Origin of the sequence: Pseudomonas sp. NFACC10-1 (assembly GCF_900119195.1) — a bacterium.
GTDB lineage: Bacteria > Pseudomonadota > Gammaproteobacteria > Pseudomonadales > Pseudomonadaceae > Aquipseudomonas > Aquipseudomonas cerasi.
The window spans coordinates 208737-229063 of record NZ_FPJB01000006.1 but is presented as its reverse complement, the minus strand read 5'-3'; the positions used below and the strand labels follow the sequence as shown (position 1 = coordinate 229063).

At 58.5% G+C, this 20327-nt stretch carries 16 protein-coding genes; 5 read left to right on the top strand and 11 right to left on the bottom strand.

Annotation, left to right across the window (positions count from 1 at the left end; genetic code table 11):
• Positions 1-2: 2 nt before the first annotated feature.
• The 8 genes from BT119_RS18430 to BT119_RS18395 all read right to left on the bottom strand — a co-directional run bounded on the left by BT119_RS18430 (position 3) and on the right by BT119_RS18395 (position 5413).
• Entirely contained in the window at positions 3-665 is a 663-nt protein-coding gene (locus BT119_RS18430) for an amino acid ABC transporter permease (protein WP_003345502.1), read from the bottom strand.
• 63 nt (positions 666-728) lie between these two features.
• Positions 729-1580 carry a transporter substrate-binding domain-containing protein gene (locus BT119_RS18425; RefSeq protein WP_003416527.1) on the bottom strand — a complete coding sequence of 284 codons (852 nt, stop codon included), beginning with the start codon at positions 1578-1580 and terminating at the stop codon, positions 729-731.
• A 359-nt stretch (positions 1581-1939) separates the two neighbouring features.
• Positions 1940-2299 carry a 2-oxoacid ferredoxin oxidoreductase gene (locus BT119_RS27545; RefSeq protein WP_072366563.1) on the bottom strand — a complete coding sequence of 120 codons (360 nt, stop codon included), beginning with the start codon at positions 2297-2299 and terminating at the stop codon, positions 1940-1942.
• Between the two features lie 48 nt (positions 2300-2347).
• Entirely contained in the window at positions 2348-2791 is a 444-nt protein-coding gene (locus BT119_RS18415; RefSeq protein WP_003369485.1) for a hemerythrin domain-containing protein, read from the bottom strand.
• A gap of 115 nt (positions 2792-2906) precedes the next feature.
• A complete protein-coding gene (locus BT119_RS18410) occupies positions 2907-3332 on the bottom strand; it encodes a DUF3830 family protein (protein ID WP_003369482.1) in 426 nt (141 codons plus the stop codon).
• Positions 3333-3402: 70 nt separating this feature from the next.
• Positions 3403-4026, bottom strand: coding sequence for a glutathione S-transferase family protein (locus BT119_RS18405; protein WP_003369480.1), 624 nt, complete (start codon positions 4024-4026; stop codon positions 3403-3405).
• A 30-nt stretch (positions 4027-4056) separates the two neighbouring features.
• Positions 4057-4602, bottom strand: coding sequence for a GNAT family N-acetyltransferase (locus BT119_RS18400; RefSeq protein WP_032609627.1), 546 nt, complete (start codon positions 4600-4602; stop codon positions 4057-4059).
• 109 nt (positions 4603-4711) lie between these two features.
• Complete coding sequence (locus BT119_RS18395; protein ID WP_003369473.1) at positions 4712-5413, bottom strand: DUF3053 domain-containing protein; 702 nt, start codon at positions 5411-5413, stop codon at positions 4712-4714.
• Between the two features lie 458 nt (positions 5414-5871).
• On the opposite strand from BT119_RS18395, the gene BT119_RS18390 reads away from it, so the two are divergent.
• The 3 genes from BT119_RS18390 to BT119_RS18375 all read left to right on the top strand — a co-directional run bounded on the left by BT119_RS18390 (position 5872) and on the right by BT119_RS18375 (position 9224).
• Positions 5872-6009: a hypothetical protein gene (locus BT119_RS18390; RefSeq protein ID WP_003369471.1), complete on the top strand. Its 138-nt coding sequence runs from the start codon at positions 5872-5874 to the stop codon at positions 6007-6009.
• Positions 6010-6423: 414 nt separating this feature from the next.
• Positions 6424-7260, top strand: coding sequence for a lipopolysaccharide biosynthesis protein (locus tag BT119_RS18385; RefSeq protein ID WP_072366559.1), 837 nt, complete (start codon positions 6424-6426; stop codon positions 7258-7260).
• A gap of 374 nt (positions 7261-7634) precedes the next feature.
• Entirely contained in the window at positions 7635-9224 is a 1590-nt protein-coding gene (locus BT119_RS18375) for an ABC-F family ATPase (protein ID WP_003434092.1), read from the top strand.
• A gap of 63 nt (positions 9225-9287) precedes the next feature.
• On the opposite strand, the gene BT119_RS18370 is transcribed toward BT119_RS18375, so the two are convergent.
• Positions 9288-10427: a lactonase family protein gene (locus BT119_RS18370; protein WP_072366555.1), complete on the bottom strand. Its 1140-nt coding sequence runs from the start codon at positions 10425-10427 to the stop codon at positions 9288-9290.
• Between the two features lie 163 nt (positions 10428-10590).
• On the opposite strand from BT119_RS18370, the gene BT119_RS18365 reads away from it, so the two are divergent.
• Together BT119_RS18365 and BT119_RS18360 are read left to right on the top strand one after the other, a co-directional pair.
• Complete coding sequence (locus BT119_RS18365; RefSeq protein ID WP_175550592.1) at positions 10591-11775, top strand: MFS transporter; 1185 nt, start codon at positions 10591-10593, stop codon at positions 11773-11775.
• A gap of 267 nt (positions 11776-12042) precedes the next feature.
• The gene (locus BT119_RS18360) at positions 12043-14733 is read left to right on the top strand and encodes an autotransporter family protein (protein WP_054081463.1); all 2691 of its coding nucleotides are present in this window, start codon (positions 12043-12045) and stop codon (positions 14731-14733) included.
• Between the two features lie 30 nt (positions 14734-14763).
• Here BT119_RS18360 and glgB read toward each other — a convergent pair whose 3' ends face one another.
• Both glgB and treS read right to left on the bottom strand, forming a co-directional pair.
• Positions 14764-16989: a 1,4-alpha-glucan branching protein GlgB gene (gene glgB, locus BT119_RS18355; RefSeq protein WP_003434097.1), complete on the bottom strand. Its 2226-nt coding sequence runs from the start codon at positions 16987-16989 to the stop codon at positions 14764-14766.
• Positions 16986-20312, bottom strand: coding sequence for a maltose alpha-D-glucosyltransferase (gene treS / locus BT119_RS18350; protein ID WP_003434099.1), 3327 nt, complete (start codon positions 20310-20312; stop codon positions 16986-16988). Before treS ends, glgB begins: the two co-directional genes overlap by 4 nt.
• Between the last annotated feature and the right edge of the window lie 15 nt (positions 20313-20327).

Genomic DNA, 20327 nt, shown 5'->3' with positions numbered 1-20327 from the left:
TCCTAGCGGCGAATCGCCAGACGTTGTTCGAGGGTGCGCAGAAGCAGAGCGATCACGTAGCAGGCCACCACATAGAGTGCTGTGGTCACCAGCCAGGTTTCGATCACCCGGTAGCTTTCGACGTTGATCTTGCGCGCGTAGTAGGTCAGCTCCGGCACGGCAATGGCGGCCGCCAGCGAGGTGTCCTTGAACAGCGAAATGAAGTTGTTGGAGAGTGCCGGCAATACATTGCGCAACATCACCGGCACGATGATATAGGCCCGCACCTGCCATTCGCCCAGGCCGATCGCCAGCCCCGCTTCACGCTGCCCTTTATGGATGCTCAGCAGCCCGGCCCGGAACACTTCGGTCAGATAGGCACCGGCGTACAGCGACAACGTGACGATGAATGACGCCAGCTTGTCGAGTCGAATGCCCAGCCCGGGCAACGCGAAGTAGATCAGCAGGATCAACACCAGGATCGGCGTATTGCGTACCACCGTTACATAGATCGACGCGACGATACGCAACGCCTTGTAACGTGACAGCAGCGCAAATGCATTCGCCAGACCGATCACACAACCAATCGCGATCGAGATCAGGGCCAGTTCCAGGCCAAGGCCCAACCCCGCCAGAAGGCTGGGGAAGTCGCGCCACACGGCATCAAAATTCAATTGGTAATTCATGCTTGCCCGTACCTGGCAGGGAAAGCCCGAGGGCCTGCCCTGCCGCTGAAGGTCAGAGTGGACTTATTTGTATTCCATCGGAAAGCCGATTGCAGGCACCGGCAGATCGACACCGAACCACTGCTTGAAAGACGCCGCGTAAGCCGGGAACTCGACACCGGTCATGGCTTCATGCAACGCGGTGTTGACGAAGTTCAGCCAGTCCTGATCGCCACGCTTGACCGCGCAGGCATAGGTTTGCGGGCTCCAGGCAAAGGCAGGCGAACGGTAGCGACCAGGGTTCTGCACCATCAGGTACTTGACCGAAGACTGATCGGTGGCCGCTGTATCGGCACGCCCGGAGTTGATCGCCTGGTACATCAGGTCGACGCTGTCGTACTGATCGACCTTGGCCTTGGGCAGTGCCTGATGCACCAGTTCCTCGGCGTACACGTTTTGCAGGACGGCCACGGTCACATCGTCACCTGCTGCCTTCAGGTCATCGATTTCCTTGTACTTGCTATTGGCAGGCAACAGCAGCGCCACACCCTCGCGGTAGTAGGGCAAGGTGAATGCCACCTGCTGTGCGCGACTGGCGGTAACGGTGATGAACTGGCAGCTGATGTCGACCTTGTCGGTCAGCAGGTTGGGGATACGTGCATCCGAGGACTGCACGACAAATTCCACCTTGCTCGGGTCATTGAACAGGCCTTTGGCGATGATTCTGCCAATGTCGATATCGAAGCCCTGCAACTTGCCGTCCGCGCCCTGAAAGTGCCACGGGGCATTGGTACTGCCCGTGCCTACCACCAGATTGCCACGTTTCAATACGGCATCCAGCTTGCTGCCTTCGGCTGCCTGCACCGTATTGGCCAGCATGAATGAAGCTGAAAGAACAAAGGCACAAGCTTTCACAAAGGAAGGTCCGCGATGCATGACTTAAACTCCGCCGAAGTATTCGTTATTCCGCTATAGCGGATACAGGTATGTAACAACGGAATAGACAGCAGAAAGTGTGCCACAGAGGACGCGCGGAGAACACCGCATGAAAAAGTCGAAATAAATCAACAGACTGGAATTTTGGCTTGAAGCGGAGACGCGGGGGCGCATTGCGCAGGTAACGCTACCGATTGCCATATCTGAGTGCTAGGGCCCCACTCTTGTGCATATGCGCTGTTATCGGGCGTGGAGTATCGACCCGGTCAAGCCCGAAGCATGAGTGGGCGCACGCAACGCGTCCAGAACGGCATTCCCACGCGGGCGCATGGGAATGAGAGGTGTCAGTGTGAAAAGACTTAAAGGCAGGTAGCAATGGCCGCAGAGCGCAATGCGGCCTGAGCATCGCCTTGCGGGGCATAGAACTCAACGGCAGTGGTCGGGCCCTTGCCGCGCACGTCAGCGAAGTAGGTCGACTCAGTGGTAAACACGGTAAAGCCGCCGCCGGAGAGGTCATGAAGGAACACGTCAGAGGACGTGCCGAACATGGCTTCGTTCTGCCAGGTCACCTGAATGCACTGGGCAACGGCGGCATCCTGCTTGGCGCTCGACAGGACCTTGTAGGGTCCTGCGGCACGTGCAGAACTGGAAGGCGCTGCACACCCGGTCAATAAGGTTGCCGCAATCACCGTCGCGCTTGTCAGAAACAGAAACTTCATGTCATGCCTTCGCTGATAAAAAGCCGATTCTAGCACTGCACAGCGCTATCAACCCTCAGCCAATTGCTCTTCGTATTCCTTCACGTATTCGCCGGCCAGACTCTGTTTCTGCTTTTCGTCGAGCAATTTGCCCGCCATCTGGAAGAACTTCTGCTCTTCTTCTTTCAGGTGGTGGTGCACTTTTTCCGACAATTTTTTCGCAGTGGCCAGCCAGGCCGGGCTCGACATTTCAGTTTCATCGAGCTCTTCCATCATCTCGTCCATCTCATGATGCTCGGAAATGGCGTGACGGCTCAGGTCCACGCCATTGTCGTGGGCCATCAGAGGAATGTAGAAAAACCGTTCTTCGGCCGTTTCGTGGGCCTGCAGTTCTTCCTTGAGCTGTTTGTAGGCCTTCTCGCGCTCGGCGCTGTCGCCACTGGTCTGGATCAGGGCATCAGCGTAGCTGCGTTGACGGTCATGGCTTTCGCGCAGGGCTTCGAAAATATTCAAGGGCGTGTCTCCAGGTCGGCTTCCGGGAGCTGGAAGCATCGTGGACTAGACCCCTGGCGAAGATCAGCAGTTCCACCAAATACTGGCAAATGCGTATCGCGCAATAACGGCAGACTCAAGCACGCTCGAAAACCACATCCTGAGCGCCCTCCCAAAGCGTCTTCACGCCCAGCTTGCGCAGGTTTTCCTTGCCCTGAGTGATGGTCAGAAAATGGTTGCCCGCCAACTGCCCCATCTTGCTGGCGAAACAGCAAGAACCGTAGGCAAGGATAATCTCGGTTTCGCTGTAACCGCCCGGGTAGAAAAGAATGTCGCCCACCGAAGGATGGCTGGTTGCGTTCTCGAAACCGATCAATGCGTCATCCAGCTTGAGCTGATAATCATCCAGCGGCACCCAGCAGCCCTCGCCGCTCCAGCGTACATGGATGAATTTCTGCCGATAAGGCAGCAGCTTGAGAAACGCTTCCACCGTTTGCGGCGCGTCCGGATGGGTTTCGGCGAGAAACTCGTATCCGCCCGCGGTGATTTTGATGGTGGTCACTTCAACGACTCCTTAACAGACAACAAGGCTCAGAATGGTGCCCAAGGATAAACGCGAGCCCGACAAGCCGTCACGGAGTTCCGTTACGCCCATACAGAAGGTAGCCGGAGCGATGGCTCAGGCGTTCGTAATACGCATTGACGGCGGGCAGGTCGGGATGCTCGAGAGGCGTCTCGAACCAGCGATTGACTGAAAGACCGATAGGGATGTCAGCCAGGGTAAAACGCTCGCCGCAGACATAGGCGCCAGTCTTTTCCAGTTGCCTGTCGAGTATTTGCATATGCCTGGCCCACTGGGCACAGGAAGCGGCTATGGCGACAGGGTCCTGGTGCTCGCTCGAGCGTCGCACCAGTGACATGAAGGCATAGCTCCATGATCTGTTCAGATCCGAGCCTTGCCAGTCGATCCACTGATCGGCCTGCGCTCTGGCACGTGGATCCAGCGGATAAACAGCGTCGCCAGCATAACGGTTGGCCAGATAGCGAACGATGCTGTTGGACTCCCAAAGCACGAAGTCATCATCCACGATAACCGGCACCATGGCATTCGGGTTGAGCGCGACAAACTCGTCCGTGTTGGCAGGTTTGAAGCCTGACCCCCAGTCTTCCTGAGTGAAGGGTATCTTCAGTTCCTCGCAGGTCCAGAGTACTTTTCGTACGTTGATCGAGGAGGTCTTGCCCAGTATGCGCAGCATTCAGCGTCCTTGTTGCACAGCAACGTCGTGTCAGTCAGTGGTCATCAGCGATTTGGCAAACAGGTGATTCTCATGTGTCTCGCCCTGAAACACATAGTGCGGAGCACCTTTCAATTCATAGCCTTGACGAGGGTAAAACGCCAGCGCGCGCGGGTTGCCAACCCAGACCGTCGCCCATAATAGCGAGGCGTGACGGCTTGTTGCACGCCGCTCGGCGGCTTCGAGTAACAGCCGCCCTGCTCCACGCCCTGTAAAACGTTCCTGCACATAGAGCCGTTGCAACTCGGCAGCGGTCGATACGCCCAGCATTGCATGATCGGTGCGCAACGCGACCTGAGCAAAGCCAATCAAATGCCCTTGCGACTCCGCAACGATGATCAATGTCGTCGGCTCGATGAGCAGTTGTGCGAAGTTCGCAGGCGAGAAAGCTTCCAGCGCTTCGCGGGCGATGGATTGTCGAATGCCCTGCGTTGCGTAGGTGTCGAGAAAAACCTGCATGCCGAGCGCCGCAAGGCACAACGCGTCCGCAGAGGCAGCATCACGCAGGGTAATGGTCATTGAAGAGGGAGTGATCATCAGACGGTGGATTCCCGGCGTCAGGTAGACAGATGGCGGAATCATACCTGACACAAGGATCGGCCCGGCAGCAGGACCGGGCCGTCACTTCAGACGCAGCAGCTCGTTATCAGCGGCCGGTCATGAGCGATTGCAGTTTGGACTGGGCTTGTTGCGCGTTCTTGCCCTGCTCATTCAGCTCTTGCAGCAGTTTGTTGAGCTCGGTCTGTACCACCGGGTCCTTGACGGTGATCGTCGAACCCGAGATATCGATCTGCGATTTGTGCGCGTCCACATAATCGGCAACCTTCAGGCCACTGGAAAAGGTGCCCTTTATCTGCGGCAGCACTTCACGGAAGGTGTTGGCGGGTACGCTGACAGTTCGGTCGTAGGCCTTGTCGTAAACCACCTTCAGGTCTTCTGGCTGCTTGAGTTTCGCACGTGCCGCGTCTGCCTTGCCCTGCTCGATGGTCAGCTTTTCGCCCACTTCATCGAGGCCCGTCTGCACGGCGGCCAGGTCTGCACGGCGTTGAATGACATCGCTGACCGAATGAAAGGAGCCTTTCTGCATCAAGCCGGCGAGTGGCTGCACCGCAGTGTCCATACCCGCGCCGAAGTCGGAGATGACCGCGTAGTGCGAGGTGTAGTCACCAAACGCTTTCTTTTCTTCATCCGTCAGCTTGGGCACATGCACGCCCGGCTTGTCGACAATTCGGGTTTGCAGGAACTGAGTGAACGCAGTGCGCTGCTCGGGTTCCTTGTCTCCGCAGCCAGCCAGGAACAGGGGTAAAGCGACAGCCAGCAGCAAAGCTGGACGGAAAAGGGACTTCATGTCAGTAACCTCCGGGATCATAAGAATGCACGTTCACAGGCCACGCCTGCTGAACGCGAGCGTGCTTATAGTCTCGTCATCGCCTCATCTAGTTCCACGACGGCATTGAAGATACTTGTCGGAATGCCAGCTGACCGTTGAGGGTTTCGGGTGATGGGCGGTGCAAACGTCACGCGGTGCGGGTCCTTCGAAGAGCAGCAGGATGCCGGTCGAACCCGGTTTCAGATAAATATCGCGTGTAGCTTCAGCGCGTCATCCTGGCAAAGTCAGCGCGCGACCGCACTGGTTCGGCGGAAGGAAACCGGGCATCTGCGCCCGGATCGTGCGTACGTCTGCATGGCGCCGGGTCCTCTCTTGAAGCCACTGCGGGAAAGTTCCTTAACATTTCTTCATGAGGTGAAACGTTTCAGCGACTAGTCTTCAACGGACCGACAAAGTGACAACAGGAGTCAATCACTATGTTTGCACACGAAGGGCTGGGTCTGATCCTTGTCTCCATCGTCTTTCTGCTCGGAGCGATTGCGATGTTCATTCACCCTTTCCATGCGCTGGGAAGCTGGTTCAGGAGGAAAAAGCAGGAAAGGAAATCCGACTAACCGTCAACACGCACCAGAAATGGCGGGCCCGGTGATCACCGGGCCTTGCAGAAAAAACCTTTTGTGACCGACTTCGTCCAACTTATCCTCTGCAAATGTATCGTCCTGATACATATTTCGATCTTCTCGCCGCGCATCTAAAGTACAGAATATTTTGCCAGAAACAGAAGCCGATACAGTCGCCATCAAATAGTGGCTAATCAGTATTAAATCAATATCATCGACCTGACCTTACATCCGAAAACCATCTAATGAATAACGCGTTTTCGTGAATCGGCGCCCTTGCTATGTAGCCAGTTGTTTCCAGTGTGATACTCTTTTCAGACCCTTTGATGTTGAATTACTGGCCACCAGCCAATAACATCCTGCGCAATATGCCCCAACTAATTTGCCACTAGTGCCTACAGGGTAGTCATGACTAGTCAATCAATTAATTCGACGCGCTACCTACGCAATGCTGTTGACGAGCACATGCCTGAACCGACGCGCGTGCTTGATTTCAGTACATGCAGGGACACTAAAAAAGGGCCGGTCTTCCTGATTGGCTCTGGGAAGTCAGCGAAGGATTTCCCGATCAAAGAGTTCTCGCACATCCCCATGATCACCATGAACGGTGCGTTCTCGATGTTCGCAGGCACGAACATAAAACCGTTGTTCTACGTCTGCTCCGACAGGGATTTCCCCAACCAGCAGCCTGAGCTGTTCGCCGCTGCAATGCGCTCCAGCGAGAATGTAGGCCTTTGGGAAGATCAGTTTCGCGGCGACATTCCCAGACCTTCCGGACGCGCTTATGCACTGAAGAAATCGCCCAGATTGTCGACGGTTGCAGCGCTGTGCTCCCGGGAAAATGCACTGGTCAGAAAACTTTCGTTATGGAGTAGCAGAAGCCGGGATATCGGCTTCAGCAAGAATCTGGAACTTGGTTTTTTCGACGCCCGAACGGTCATGTATCTGGCGCTGCAACTGTCCTATCACCTTGGTTTCGACGACGTCTTTCTGGTCGGTTTCGATATGAATCAATCCGTGGGCCGGTTCTATGAATCATCCAGCGACAATTGCTCACCCTGCGGTCTGGATCAGCATTACGAATCAAGAATTCTTCCCTCGCTGGAGCTGATGTCGAAACAGGTCGTCGGGAGCGACTTCCAGGTATTCAATGTCTCCAAGAGCTCGCGAGTGCCGCACGAGGTGATTCCCAAGTTGAGCCTTGACGAAGTTCGCCATAAAGTCAGTTGCGCACTTCAAGGATAGTACATCGCCACTATAGAGAGCGACGCCTGCAATGCACCTGTTTATCTTGAGGCATACGCAGTTGCCCGCAGCGAAGGGTGCTGAAACGGGCGCCAGCCCTGCCCCGAACCGTTAAACTCGGCAATCCTCTGCCGTCCACCATGTCACTGCCGCCCGACCTATGCGACAATGCGCGCCAATGTCTGGCGTGAACCCCCACATTCATATCCCGGCAACGCAGTCGTGGCAGGCTGCCGTTGCGGTAGACGTATGCCCGTTGGGTCAGCTCATGCTCGGACGGAGCGGACTGAACTGCTTGGGTGGGGTCCTGAACACCACACCCCTGACGCCAGCGCTCCCCCGGTTATTGCCCACGTTATTGATAGGTAAAGTAATTGATCTCCACAGCTAACATCACCATGCAGTTCGGCCCCAAACCCTTGTTCGAGAATGTCTCGGTCAAGTTTGGCGCCGGTAACCGTTACGGCCTGATTGGCGCGAACGGCTGCGGCAAGTCCACGTTCATGAAAATCCTCGGTGGCGACCTCGAGCCTTCGGGTGGGCAGGTGATGCTGGAGCCGAACGTGCGTCTGGGTAAGCTGCGCCAGGATCAGTTCGCCTATGAAGAGTTCACGGTGCTCGACACCGTGATCATGGGTCACGAAGAGCTCTGGAAGGTCAAGGCCGAGCGCGACCGCATCTATTCTCTGCCGGAAATGAGTGAAGATGACGGCATGGCCGTTGCCGAGCTGGAAACCGAGTTTGCGGAAATGGACGGTTACACCGCCGAGTCCCGCGCCGGTGAACTACTGTTGGGTCTGGGTATCGGCATCGAACAGCACAATGGTCCGATGAGCGAAGTATCGCCGGGCTGGAAGCTGCGCGTTCTGCTCGCTCAGGCACTGTTCTCCGATCCGGAAGTACTGCTGCTCGACGAACCGACCAACCACCTGGACATCAACACCATTCGCTGGCTGGAAAACATCCTGACCCAGCGTAACAGCCTGATGATCATCATCTCCCACGACCGTCACTTCCTGAACAGCGTGTGCACGCACATGGCCGACCTGGATTACGGTGAGCTGCGTCTGTTCCCGGGCAACTATGACGAGTACATGACCGTGGCGACCCAGTCCCGCGAGCAGTTGCTGTCCGACAACGCCAAGAAGAAAGCGCAGATTTCCGAACTGCAATCGTTCGTCAGCCGCTTCTCGGCCAACGCCTCGAAAGCCAAGCAGGCCACCTCCCGGGCCAAGGCGATCGACAAGATCCAGCTGGCCGAGGTCAAGCCCTCCAGCCGTGTCAGCCCGTTCATTCGTTTCGAACAGACCAAGAAGCTGCACCGCCAGGCGGTCATCGTTGATCGCATGGCCAAAGGCTTCGACGGCAAGACCCTGTTCAAGGACTTCAGCTTCCAGGTCGAAGCCGGCGAACGCGTGGCCATCATCGGCCCGAACGGCATCGGCAAGACCACCCTGCTGCGCACGCTGGTCAACGAGCTGCAAGCGGATGCCGGCACGGTCAAGTGGACCGATGCGGCGGAAATCGGCTATTACGCTCAGGATCATGCTCACGATTTCGAGGATGACTCCACCCTGTTCGACTGGATGGGTCAGTGGACCCAGGGCGGCGAGCAACTGGTACGTGGCACCCTGGGCCGCATGCTGTTCTCCAACGACGAGATCCTCAAGTCGGTGAAGGTGATTTCCGGTGGTGAACAGGGCCGCATGCTGTTCGGCAAACTGATCCTGCAAAAGCCCAACGTGCTGGTGATGGACGAACCGACCAACCACCTGGACATGGAATCCATCGAGTCGCTGAACCTGGCGCTGGAAAACTATCCAGGCACACTGATTTTCGTCAGTCACGACCGCGAGTTCGTGTCCTCGCTGGCTACCCGCATCATCGAACTCAGCCCAAGCGGCGTGGTCGATTTCAGCGGCACCTATGACGACTACCTGCGCAGCCAGGGCGTTTCGTTCTAAGCCTGTCAGCCTGCAATAGCAAAAAGCCCTGTCTTGTGACAGGGCTTTTTGGTTTCAGAGCGCTTATTCGCTCGGCTGGCTGAGCATTTCAATCCACAGCGCACCCTTGCCCGAAGGCGCCTCGCCGACCCGTTGCAAGGCACCCTTCTCGTCGATGGCGTAACTGCCGACCTTGTCGCTTTTCTCGCCACTCACCAGCAACCAACGTCCATTGGGCGACACCGCGATGTTGCGCGGCTGCTTTTCCTGAACGGGATAATTTTCAACGAACGTCACTTTGCCGCTGGTGGGATCAACGTTGAACACCGACACGCTGCTGCTGGTGCGCTCGCTGATGAACAGCCATTTGCCGTTCGGCGCGAGGCGAATATCCGCAGCCCAGATGCGCGGCGTCGGGTCATCCTTGAGATCGTTGTTGCGCGCATCACGGGCCTGCCCCGTTGCCAGGTTCAAGCGTTTGGGAATACCGTCTGCCTGACTGGTCTGCTTCAACGCACCGGTTTTCTGATTGATCGCGAAGGCCGTGACGGTGCCACTCATTTCACCGACGACATACAGAAACTTGCCATCGGACGAAAAGGTCAGGTGGCGTGGGCCGGTGTTGTCGGGAACGACGACGTAGCCCTCGCCGATGGGCACAAGCTTGCCGTTGCCGTCCTTGGGCTCCAGGCGGTATTGCAGCACACGATCGACGCCCAGGTTACCGGCGTACACAAACCGGTTGCTCGGATCGGTGCGCACCGAATGCGCGTGCATGCCGGTCTTGTAAGTCTGAATGCTGTCGCTCGGGCGGTGCTGCGCGTCGATGGGCTGGACGCTGAGCAAGTCGGCGCCATAGGACGCACCAAACAGGAAGCGTCCGCTGCGATCGGTAGACAGGTAGGCCAGACTCTCGGCCAGCGGCGCCTGACTGAGGGGTTTGAGGTGCCCGGTGCCAGGCTCGATGCTGAAACTCAGCACCTGATAGGGTTTGGCGCGCAGCGCGGCGAATAACGCTTTGCCATCCGGCGTGATGGCCATCGGATTGACCTGATCACCTGCCTTGGTCTGCTCGACCAGGCTGAGCGCCCCGCTCTGCTCATCGAGACGGTATTGAGAGATCAGCCCATCGATGGGGCTGGAAATGTAGGCGAAGGTGGCTGCGTGGGCGCTCAGGCCGAATGAACAACCAACCGCAGCGGCCAGCAACAGAATATTTTTCATGACAAACCTTTTTATTATTGTGATGTGATCAGTCATCCTATGAGTATCTCCTCACAACGGCAACTGTCTGATAAGCAGCCGCATAATACCGTTAGCCTGCTTTCATTTATCCACGACGCACGCCATGATGGGGCACTCCCACCGCCTGCCAGCGAAGAGACCAATGCCTGCCGCACAACCCGGTTCCATGACGATTACGCTGCAGATCGTCTCTATCGTCTTTTACACGTTCATCGCCTTCCTGTGCATCGGCCTGCCTATTGCGGTGTTGCCCGGCTATGTTCATGACCAGCTCGGTTTCAGCCCGCTGATTGCCGGCCTGACCATCGCCTCGCAGTACCTCGCAACCCTGCTCAGCCGGCCTTTCGCCGGCCGCGCGACAGATACGCTGGGCAGCAAGCGCTCCATCGTATTCGGGCTCTGGGGCATCGTCATCAGTGGCAGCATGACCTTGCTGGCCACACTGCTGCACGAGTTTGCCACGCTGAGCCTGTCAATTCTCATCGTCGCGCGGCTGTTCCTCGGCGTCTCTCAAGGGCTTATCGGGGTCGGCACTATCAGTTGGTGCATCGGCAAGGTCGGCCCGGAGCACACTGCCCGCTCAATCTCGTGGAACGGTATCGCGTCCTATGGGGCGATTGCCATCGGTGCACCGCTGGGCGTAGTGGTCATCGATAGCATTGGTTTCAACAGCCTGGGTATTGCCCTGATGGTGATGGCAGGTCTGGCGCTGAGTCTGATTCGCGACAAGCCTTCGGTGCCCATCATTGTCGGTGAGCGCCTGCCCTACTGGTCGGTATTCGGCCGGATCGCACCCTATGGTCTGGGCCTGACGCTATCGTCGATCGGCTATGGCACGCTGACCACCTTCATCACCCTGTTCTATCTGAATCGTGGCTGGGAAGGCGCGGCCTATTGCCTGAGCATGTTTGGTGTGTGCTTTATCCTCGCCCGCCTGCTGTTCATCGGTGCCATCAACCGGCTGGGCGGCTACAACGCGGCCATTGTGTGCATGGCGGTAGAAATCTGCGGGCTGTTGATGCTCTGGCTTTCGTCGAGCAGCGGCGTTGCCCTTGCAGGGGCCGGATTGACCGGCGTGGGGCTGTCGCTGGTCTACCCGGCGCTCGGCGTAGAAGCCATCAAGCGCGTACCCACCCCTAGCCGCGGCGCAGGCCTGAGCGCCTACGCGGTGTTCTTTGACCTGGCATTGGCAATCGCAGGTCCGGTGATGGGCGCGATTGCCTTGGGCCAGGGTTATGACTGGATATTTTTTTACGCTGCCCTGCTATCGGTTTGCGCGCTGGCCCTGACAATCTGGTTGTCGAGGCGTACCGCTCGACTTGAGTAAATCGCCCTCGACAATGGCTTTGCCGCATAAGCTTTTCGTTTGTAGTTCCAATAGTTAGTAGATAAAGCTTAAATTCTGCCATCGGTCGGTCAACTTCTTGACGCATTCAGCAACGACTTCTTGACTTGATACTGCGAGCCTCGAAACAGGCTTGCAAAGCGATTGTCAGCCGCCTTGGCGTGACGCCGCTTTGCGTAGCAGTCAGGCACCTCGATCCCTCTCGATTGCCTCCGCCTCCCTGCTGCCAGCCTGGACGGGAGTGCTGTCATGAAAATCCGTTGTGTCCATCTTTACCAGACCTGCAACGTGCTACCGGTAGTGATACTGGCAACCATCCCTTCCTGGGCCGAAGGTGCCTGCAGCCTTTCCTCCCTGGCATCGGCAGGCGTTCAGGTCTGCGACAGCGGCAACAGCGGGCCGTTTAGCGCGCTGAGCGGTGACCACGTGCTGATATTTCCGGCCGGCGGAACGGGCACCGTGTCCGGCAATATCCTGTTCGGTCCAGGAATGGACAGCGTGGACCTGCAGTCGGGGCGGATTCTGGGCAACGTCACCCAAGCGGCCGGAATCGACCGTTTCACACTCTCCACAGGTGAGGTCAGCGGCGATCTGAACCAGGGCGATGATCCCGACGATTTTGTCATGAGCGGCGGCACGCTGAGCGCTCTGGCCCAGGGGGATGGACGGGATACCTTTCTGATGACGGGCGGCACCATCACCCGCGCGTTCGAGGATGGTGACGTGGCGGTGATGAGCGGTGGCAGCATCGGTCGCGTGGACATGAAGCTGGACAACAATGTATTCGAGATGTCCGGTGGCACCATCATCAACAACCTGGTCACCGGCTTTGGCCGGGACACGATCACCTTGTCGGGCGGCATTGTTGGCGGCAACGTCAGCGTCAGTGGCGGCGACGACCAGATCACCCTCAGCGGCGGCGAGATTCGCGGCGAAGTTCGCACCAGCGTTGGCAATGACAACTTCAACTGGCTGAACGGCGGTTACGCACGCAGCAACGTGTTGATGGCCGACGGCAACGATACGGCACGCCTGTACAACCTGAGCGAATACTACCTGAGCGCCAACCCGCTGCTCGACGGCGGCGCGGGCAACGACGTGTTGACCTTCGATAACACTGTATCGTCGCAGCCGGGTCGTTATGCCAACTGGGAAACGATCAATGTGAGCAACGGCTCGCAGCTGGACCTGGCCAGCGCGCTGGTCCTTGGTGACAACGTGAGTAACACCGGCGTTCTGAACATCGATTCCACCAGCACATTGATCTCGACTTCGGGCAGTATTCTCCCCTTCAGCGCCGGATCCCTTGCGTTACTGGAGAATGCGGGAACGCTGGACGTCAGCGATGCAGGCCGTTCGCTCACTGGCACATTGACGGTGACCGGCAATTACACCGGCCAGAACGGACGGCTGCTGTTGCTCTCGGCACTGGGCGATGATGCATCCGCCAGCGACCGACTGGTGGTTGCACAGGGTCGTATCAGTGGGTTTACGCGCATGATCGTCAGCAACTCGGGTGGGCTGGGCGCCCTGACCCGTGGCAACGGCATTGAAGTGGTACAAACCATCAACGGTGCAACCAGCGATAGCGGCGCCTTTTCGTTGCAAAATCCGCTGCCTGCAGGCGCTTATCAGTATTACCTGTTCAAGGGCGGCGCCACTGCCGGCTCGGAGAACAGCTGGTTCCTGCGCTCTGCGGTGATTGCTCCGCCAACGCCAACGCCAGCGCCTGTCGAGCCCACCCCAGAACCGGCACAGCCAACGCCACTGCCAACACCTGTCCCTGTTCCCGAGCCGACACCTACACCGCAGCCTGAACCTGCTCCCGAACCTGCACCCACGCCACAACCTGTACCTGCCCCTCCCCCAAACCCTGAGCCTGGGCCGAACAGCCCACCCCCTGTCCTGCCAGCAGCCACACTGCCGGTGCCTGCCATTGGAACCCCGCCACTACCTGAACCCGTTCGTGGAGCCGCGCCCATCGCGCTGTACCGACCCGAGGTCGCCAATTACTCCGTCCTGGCGCCAACTGCTGCGGTACTCGCACTGAGTTCACTGGGCACCTTTCATGAGCGTCAGGGTGATCAAGCCCTGCTGACACAAAACGGCGCGACGTCGGCAGGCTGGGCACGCGTGTTCGGCAGTGATTTCAAGCAACGCTGGTCCGGAGACGTGAGGCCTGGCCTGGACGCTTCATTCAAGGGTTATCAGATTGGCCATGACCTGTATGCCTGGCAACAGGACAGCGGACAGACTCAGCGCGTCGGCCTGTTCGTCGCGCATAACCGTCTGGACGGCAAGGTGAAGGGTTTTGCAGACGGTTTCAGCGACTACGAAACAGGGCGTCTGAAACTGCAGGGAGAAAGCCTGGGCGCGTACTGGACGCTGACCACACCGAGTGGCGGATACGTCGACGCAGTAGCGATGGACACACGCCTGGATGGCCGCAGCCGCTCTGTCAGGGGCATCGGTGTCGACACTGAAGGCCACGTCATGAGCCTGTCTGTCGAGACAGGTTATCCGCTGCCGCTTTCACAGCGCTGGGTTGCCGAGCCGCAGTTACAGATCATCTACCAGCGCGTAGACCTGCAGGATCAGGATGACGGCATTGCCCATCTCGGGTTCGACAGTCAGGCCTACACCACAGGGCGCATCGGCGTGCGTTTCAAGGGACGCTATCAATTGAGCAGCGTACCGATAGAGCCTTATCTGCGGGCCAACCTTTGGCACACCAAAGACGGCCATGACACGCTGACCTTCGATCACGCAGAGCAGATAAAAACCGCGCATCGATCAACGACGGGCAGTATTGGCGCAGGGATGATAGCGACATTGAGCAGCAACGCCAGTCTGCACTGGAGCGCTGATTACCTTGGCGATCTGAACGAGCGTGGAGCGGAGGGAGTGAACACCAGCCTGGGGTTCAGGCTGGTGTGGTAACGCGACCATCAACGCGGGGACGCGCCTTGGTCAGTCTTTCTTCGGTTTGAGGATCAACACCGCAAGTGGTGGCAGATTCAGCACCAGCGAATCTTCCATCCCATGCGCCGGCTCGGCTTCAGTCATGACCTCGCCACCATTGCCAAAGTTGGAGCCTGCGTAGGTTTCCGCATCACTGTTCAACAGCTCCGTCCAGGCACCTCGCATCGGCGCGCCGAGACGGTAGTCCAGGCGCGGCACCGGGGTCATGTTGGCGACCACCAGCAGCGGTTCACCCTCGTTGCTCCAGCGCAGGTAGGCAAACACGCTGTTGGCACTGTCATCGCCGACCAGCCACTGGAAGCCGGCAGGGTCTGCATCGCGCTCGTGCAGCGCCTTTTCGTCTCGATAGAGGCGGTTCAGATCGCCGACCAGATTCTTCACGCCCACGTGCTCGGCGTATTGCATCAAGTACCAGTCCAGCTCCCTGTCGTGGTTCCACTCGCGCCATTGGCCGAATTCGCAGCCCATGAACAGCAGCTTCTTGCCGGGATGCGTCCACATGAAAGACAGATACGCGCGCAGGTTGGCGAATTTCTGCCAGCGATCACCCGGCATCTTGTCGATCAGCGAATGTTTGCCGTGCACCACTTCGTCGTGGGAAATAGGCAGTACAAAACGCTCGGACCACGCATACACCAGGCTGAAGCTCAGCTTGCCATGGTGATGCCCGCGGTTGATCGGGTCCTCTTCCATGTACTGCAGCGAGTCATGCATCCAGCCCATGTTCCACTTGTAATTGAAGCCAAGCCCACCCTGCTGGGTCGGCTCGCTGACGCCCGGCCACGCCGTCGACTCTTCGGCAATCACCATGGTCCCGGGGGCTTCCAGCGCAACCACGTCGTTCAAATGACGCAGGAAGTCGATGGCCTCGAGATTTTCGCGGCCGCCGAAGCGATTCGGCACCCATTCGCCCGCATTACGCGAATAGTCGCGGTACAGCATCGACGCCACTGCATCCACGCGCAGACCGTCGATGTGGTAATGCTTGAGCCAGTGCAATGCCGAGGCCAGCATGAAGCCGTGAACCTCAGTGCGCCCCAGGTTGTAGATCAGGGTGTTCCAGTCCTGATGGAAGCCTTCCTTGGGGTCCGCGTACTCATACAGGCAAGTGCCGTCGAACTGCGCCAGACCGTGGGTATCGGTCGGAAAATGCGCGGGAACCCAGTCAAGAATGACGCCGATCTCAGCCCGGTGGCAGGCATCGACGAAGAAGGCGAAATCTTCCGGCGAACCGTAGCGGGCAGTTGGCGCGAACTGGGCCAGCAACTGATAGCCCCACGAACCACCGAACGGGTGCTCCATGATCGGCATCAGCTCGATGTGCGTGAAGCCAAGTTCCTTGACGTAAGGAATCAGGCGGTCAGCCAGTTCACGCCAGTTGTACTGCCGCCATTGATTGTCGTCGACCTGCTCCATCTGCCAGGAGCCTGCGTGCAACTCGTAGATCGACAAGGGTGCAGTCACTTGGTGACGGCCTGCCCTTGATTGCAGCCACTCCTGGTCATTCCACTGGAATTGCAGCGGCGCAGAGATCTTCGACGAGGTGTCAGGCGGCAACGTGGTGGCCAGGGCCATCGGGTCGCTTTTCAGCGGCAGAATGCCGTGAGCGCCGAGAATCTCGTACTTGTAGAGCTCACCTGGCTGCAGACGCGGGACGAAAATCTCCCATACGCCGGTCGGGTGGCGCATGCGCATCGGATGGCGACGGCCATCCCAACTGTTGAAGCTGCCAACGACAGAAACACGACGCGCATTGGGCGCCCAGACCGCAAAACGCACACCGTCCACGCCATCGACGCGGGTGACTTGTGCGCCCAGACAGCTGCTCAGGTCGCGATGATTACCCTCGGCAAACAGGTAAAGGTCCATCTCGCCCAGCAGCGGGCCAAAACTGTAAGGGTCTTCGGTGATCTGTTCACCACCGGCCCAGTTGATTTTCAGCAAGTAAGGCTGCGGGTGCTCAAGGTGGCCGACGAAAAACCCCGGCACTTCGCTCATTTCCATCTCGCCCAGTTCACGACCGTCATCTCTGGCCAGCAAGCGCACACTCAAGGCTGCGGGCAGATAGGCGCGAACGAACTGCCCGCTGCCGCCATCGCCATGCGGGCCGAGGACAGAGAACGGATCACGATGTTCAGCACGGATCAGCGCGTCGAGGTCCACAGCAGCGGGAATCGCGCGGCGGCGCGTGCCGGTTTTGTCAGGCGCATTCATATTGACTCTCCATCAGACGGTTGCAGCAGTCCACGCAAGCCTTGCAAGGGAACGGCCAGCCACGCTGGACGGTTCTCGGCTTCGTAGATCACTTCATAAGCAGCTTTTTCAAGGGTGAACAGCTCGAGTGCAGCGTCCTCCCCTTTCGCATCTTTCCAGGCATGGGCAATGCCGGTGGTCGCCGAGCGATAACCTTCGATGAAGGTTTCTCGCGCCTGCGCCAGGTAGGTATCGGCAACACGTTTGCGCGCGCCGGCAGCCTCGGGAGACGTGTCTACGCTCTGCGCACTGCGTACAGCCATCGCCGCAGCGTAGTCGAAGGAGCGCAGGACACCGCTGACATCCTTGAACGGGCTGTGCTTGGCACGGCGCTCTTCGAGTGCGCGGGCCGGCTCGCCCTCGAAATCGATCAGGTAGGCATCGCCCTTGACCACCAGTACCTGCCCCAGATGCAGATCGCCATGCACACGTATGCGCAGGCCACCGGCCGAGCGCTTGGCCAGGCCTTCGACGCGCTGACGGATCTGCTTGCGCTGCGCGAGCAAGTCTTTGACCAGTTGCTGATCGTCCGGCTCCAGCTCGCCCATGCGCTGCTCCAGCAACTGCAAGGCGCGCTCGAGCTGAGCGTTGACGCTGGCACCCGAGGCCTTGCTGTCCTGACTGCTAGTGACCTCAACGGCAAAGTCGGCATTGTCGGTGGGCGATGCCAGAATCTGATGCATCTCACCCAGGCGCTGGCCAAGACTGCGCGAGAAGTCCGCGAGTTCGAGCAACGCGTTGTAGTGCTGTTCCTGGCCGGAAACACCATGTGCCAGCTCGTCGCGTACCGCACGCTCGAGATTGTTCTGGGTCCATTCCCACGCATCGCCCTGATTGCTCAGGTAGCCTTGGGCGATCATCAGCAGGTTGGGCTGACCGTCCTTGCCGACGCGTACCAGAGAACCCAGCAGCGGTGAAATGTTCTTGAAGCCGGCATGAGTCAGGAATGCGCCCATTTCCAGCTCGGGGTGCGTCCCGGCACTGACTTTGCGAATCAGCTTGAGCACCAGGCTGCTGCCCACCACCACTGAACTGTTCGATTGCTCGGCAGACAGGTAGCGCACTTCCGACTCGGCGTTCAGGCCGAGGGGCGCCAGCTGCGAGCTTTGCTCAAAACGCAACTCGCCGTCGGCACAGGGTATGACGGTATCCGACTGCATGCCCTGAATCACGGCACGGATGAAGGTTTCCAGAGTGAATGCATCCGTGATCAACCCGACATCGCGGTTGCGACGTACTCGGGCGAGCGCCAGCTGCTGCGGCAATGCACTGCTGATGTCGTCTTCGGCCAGCAAGCCGAACGGCAATTGATAGCGATCGGTCTGCCCGCCTGCGGTGACTTCTATTTCACTGAGCAATACCGGATTCGCTTCGTCGCCGAAGCGCACGGCGTAGGCAATGCTGACCTGCTCGATCGCCTTGTCCTTGCCCGCGAACCAGCGTCGTTTGGGCAGGTAAACCGCCAGCGAGGTGTTTTCCATGGTGCTGCGCAGTGGCTCTTCGAGCAACTCTTCCAGACGCTTCTTGAGCACCAGGGTCGGGAAGTCCGGCATGCTCTGCGCGGGTTCAACGTGCCAACTGGGCATTTGATTCTCCGAAGCCAGTAAAAACCAGTAAAAGCCGTACGGCGGCAGCGTCAGCAGGTAGCTTAACTGGCCGATAGGCGGGAATGCGCTGCCGCCGAGCATTTCCACCGGCACCGTGCCTGCATAGGCAGACAGCTCAAGCTCTGCAGCCTGGGCAGCGCTGGAAACGTTGGCGACACACAGCACAACTTCACTGTGTCCGTCAGGCGCTGTGTATTCGCGGGTATAGGCAAGAATGCGGCGGTTCGACGGCGAGAGCATTTTCAACGTGCCACGCCCGAATGCCTTCTGCTGTTTACGCACGGCGAGCATGCGCCGGTTCCAGTTCAGCAGAGAATGCGGATCACGTTCCTGGATTTCGACGTTGACCGACTGGAATCCGTACATCGGGTCCATGATCGGTGGCAACACCAGACTGGCCGGGTCGGCGCGCGAAAAGCCCCCGTTGCGGTCGATGGACCACTGCATGGGCGTGCGCACACCGTCCCGGTCGCCCAGGTAGATGTTATCGCCCATGCCGATCTCGTCGCCGTAATACAGCGTCGGTGTGCCGGGCATCGACAACAACATGCTGTTGAGCAGCTCGACCCGACGGCGGTCGCGATCCACCAACGGCGCCAGGCGCCGACGGATGCCCAGGTTGATCCGTGCACGGCGGTCGGCGGCGTAGTAATTCCACAGATAATCACGCTCACGATCAGTGACCATTTCCAGGGTCAGTTCATCGTGGTTGCGCAGGAAAATTGCCCACTGGCAGTTTTCTGGAATCTCCGGCGTCTGCCGCAAGATATCGGTGATCGGAAAACGATCTTCCTGAGCCAGCGCCATGTACATGCGCGGCATCAACGGAAAGTGAAAAGCCATGTGGCATTCATCGCCATCCGGGCCTTTGCTGTCGCCAAAATACAGTTGGGTGTCTTCCGGCCATTGGTTGGCCTCGGCCAGCAGCATGCGGTCAGGATAATTAGCGTCGATCTCGGCACGGATGCGCTTGAGCACCTGATGGGTTTCCGGCAGGTTCTCGTTGTTGGTGCCGTCCCGTTCGATGAGGTACGGAATGGCATCCAGACGCAAGCCGTCAATGCCCAGATCCAGCCAGAAGCGCATGACTTCCAGTACCGCATCCAGCACGTGCGGGTTGTCGAAGTTCAGGTCCGGCTGGTGCGAGTAGAAACGGTGCCAGAAGTACTGGCCGGCAACCGGGTCCCAGGTCCAGTTGGACGTCTCGGTATCGAGAAAAATGATCCGCGTACCGTCGTACTTCTGATCAGTGTCCGACCACACATAGAAATCCCGCGCCTTGGAACCGGGCTTTGCATTGCGGGCTTTCTGAAACCATGGATGCTGATCGGACGTGTGGTTGATGACCAGCTCGCTGATCACTCGCAGGCCGCGCTTGTGTGCCTGGGCGATGAAACGCTTGGCGTCGGCCATGGTGCCGTAGTCGCTGTGCACATCGCGGTATTCGGAAATGTCGTAGCCATCGTCCCGGCGCGGCGACGGATAAAACGGCAACAACCAGATGGTGTTGACGCCCAGCGCGGCAATGTAGTCGAGCTTTTCGATCAAGCCCGCGAAATCGCCGATTCCGTCGTTGTTGGAATCAAAGAACGATTTCACGTGAACCTGATAAATCACCGCATCCTTGTACCAGAGCGGGTCTTTGATAAATGTCGCGTCACCGGGCTTTTTGGCCATTATTGACTCCTCGGG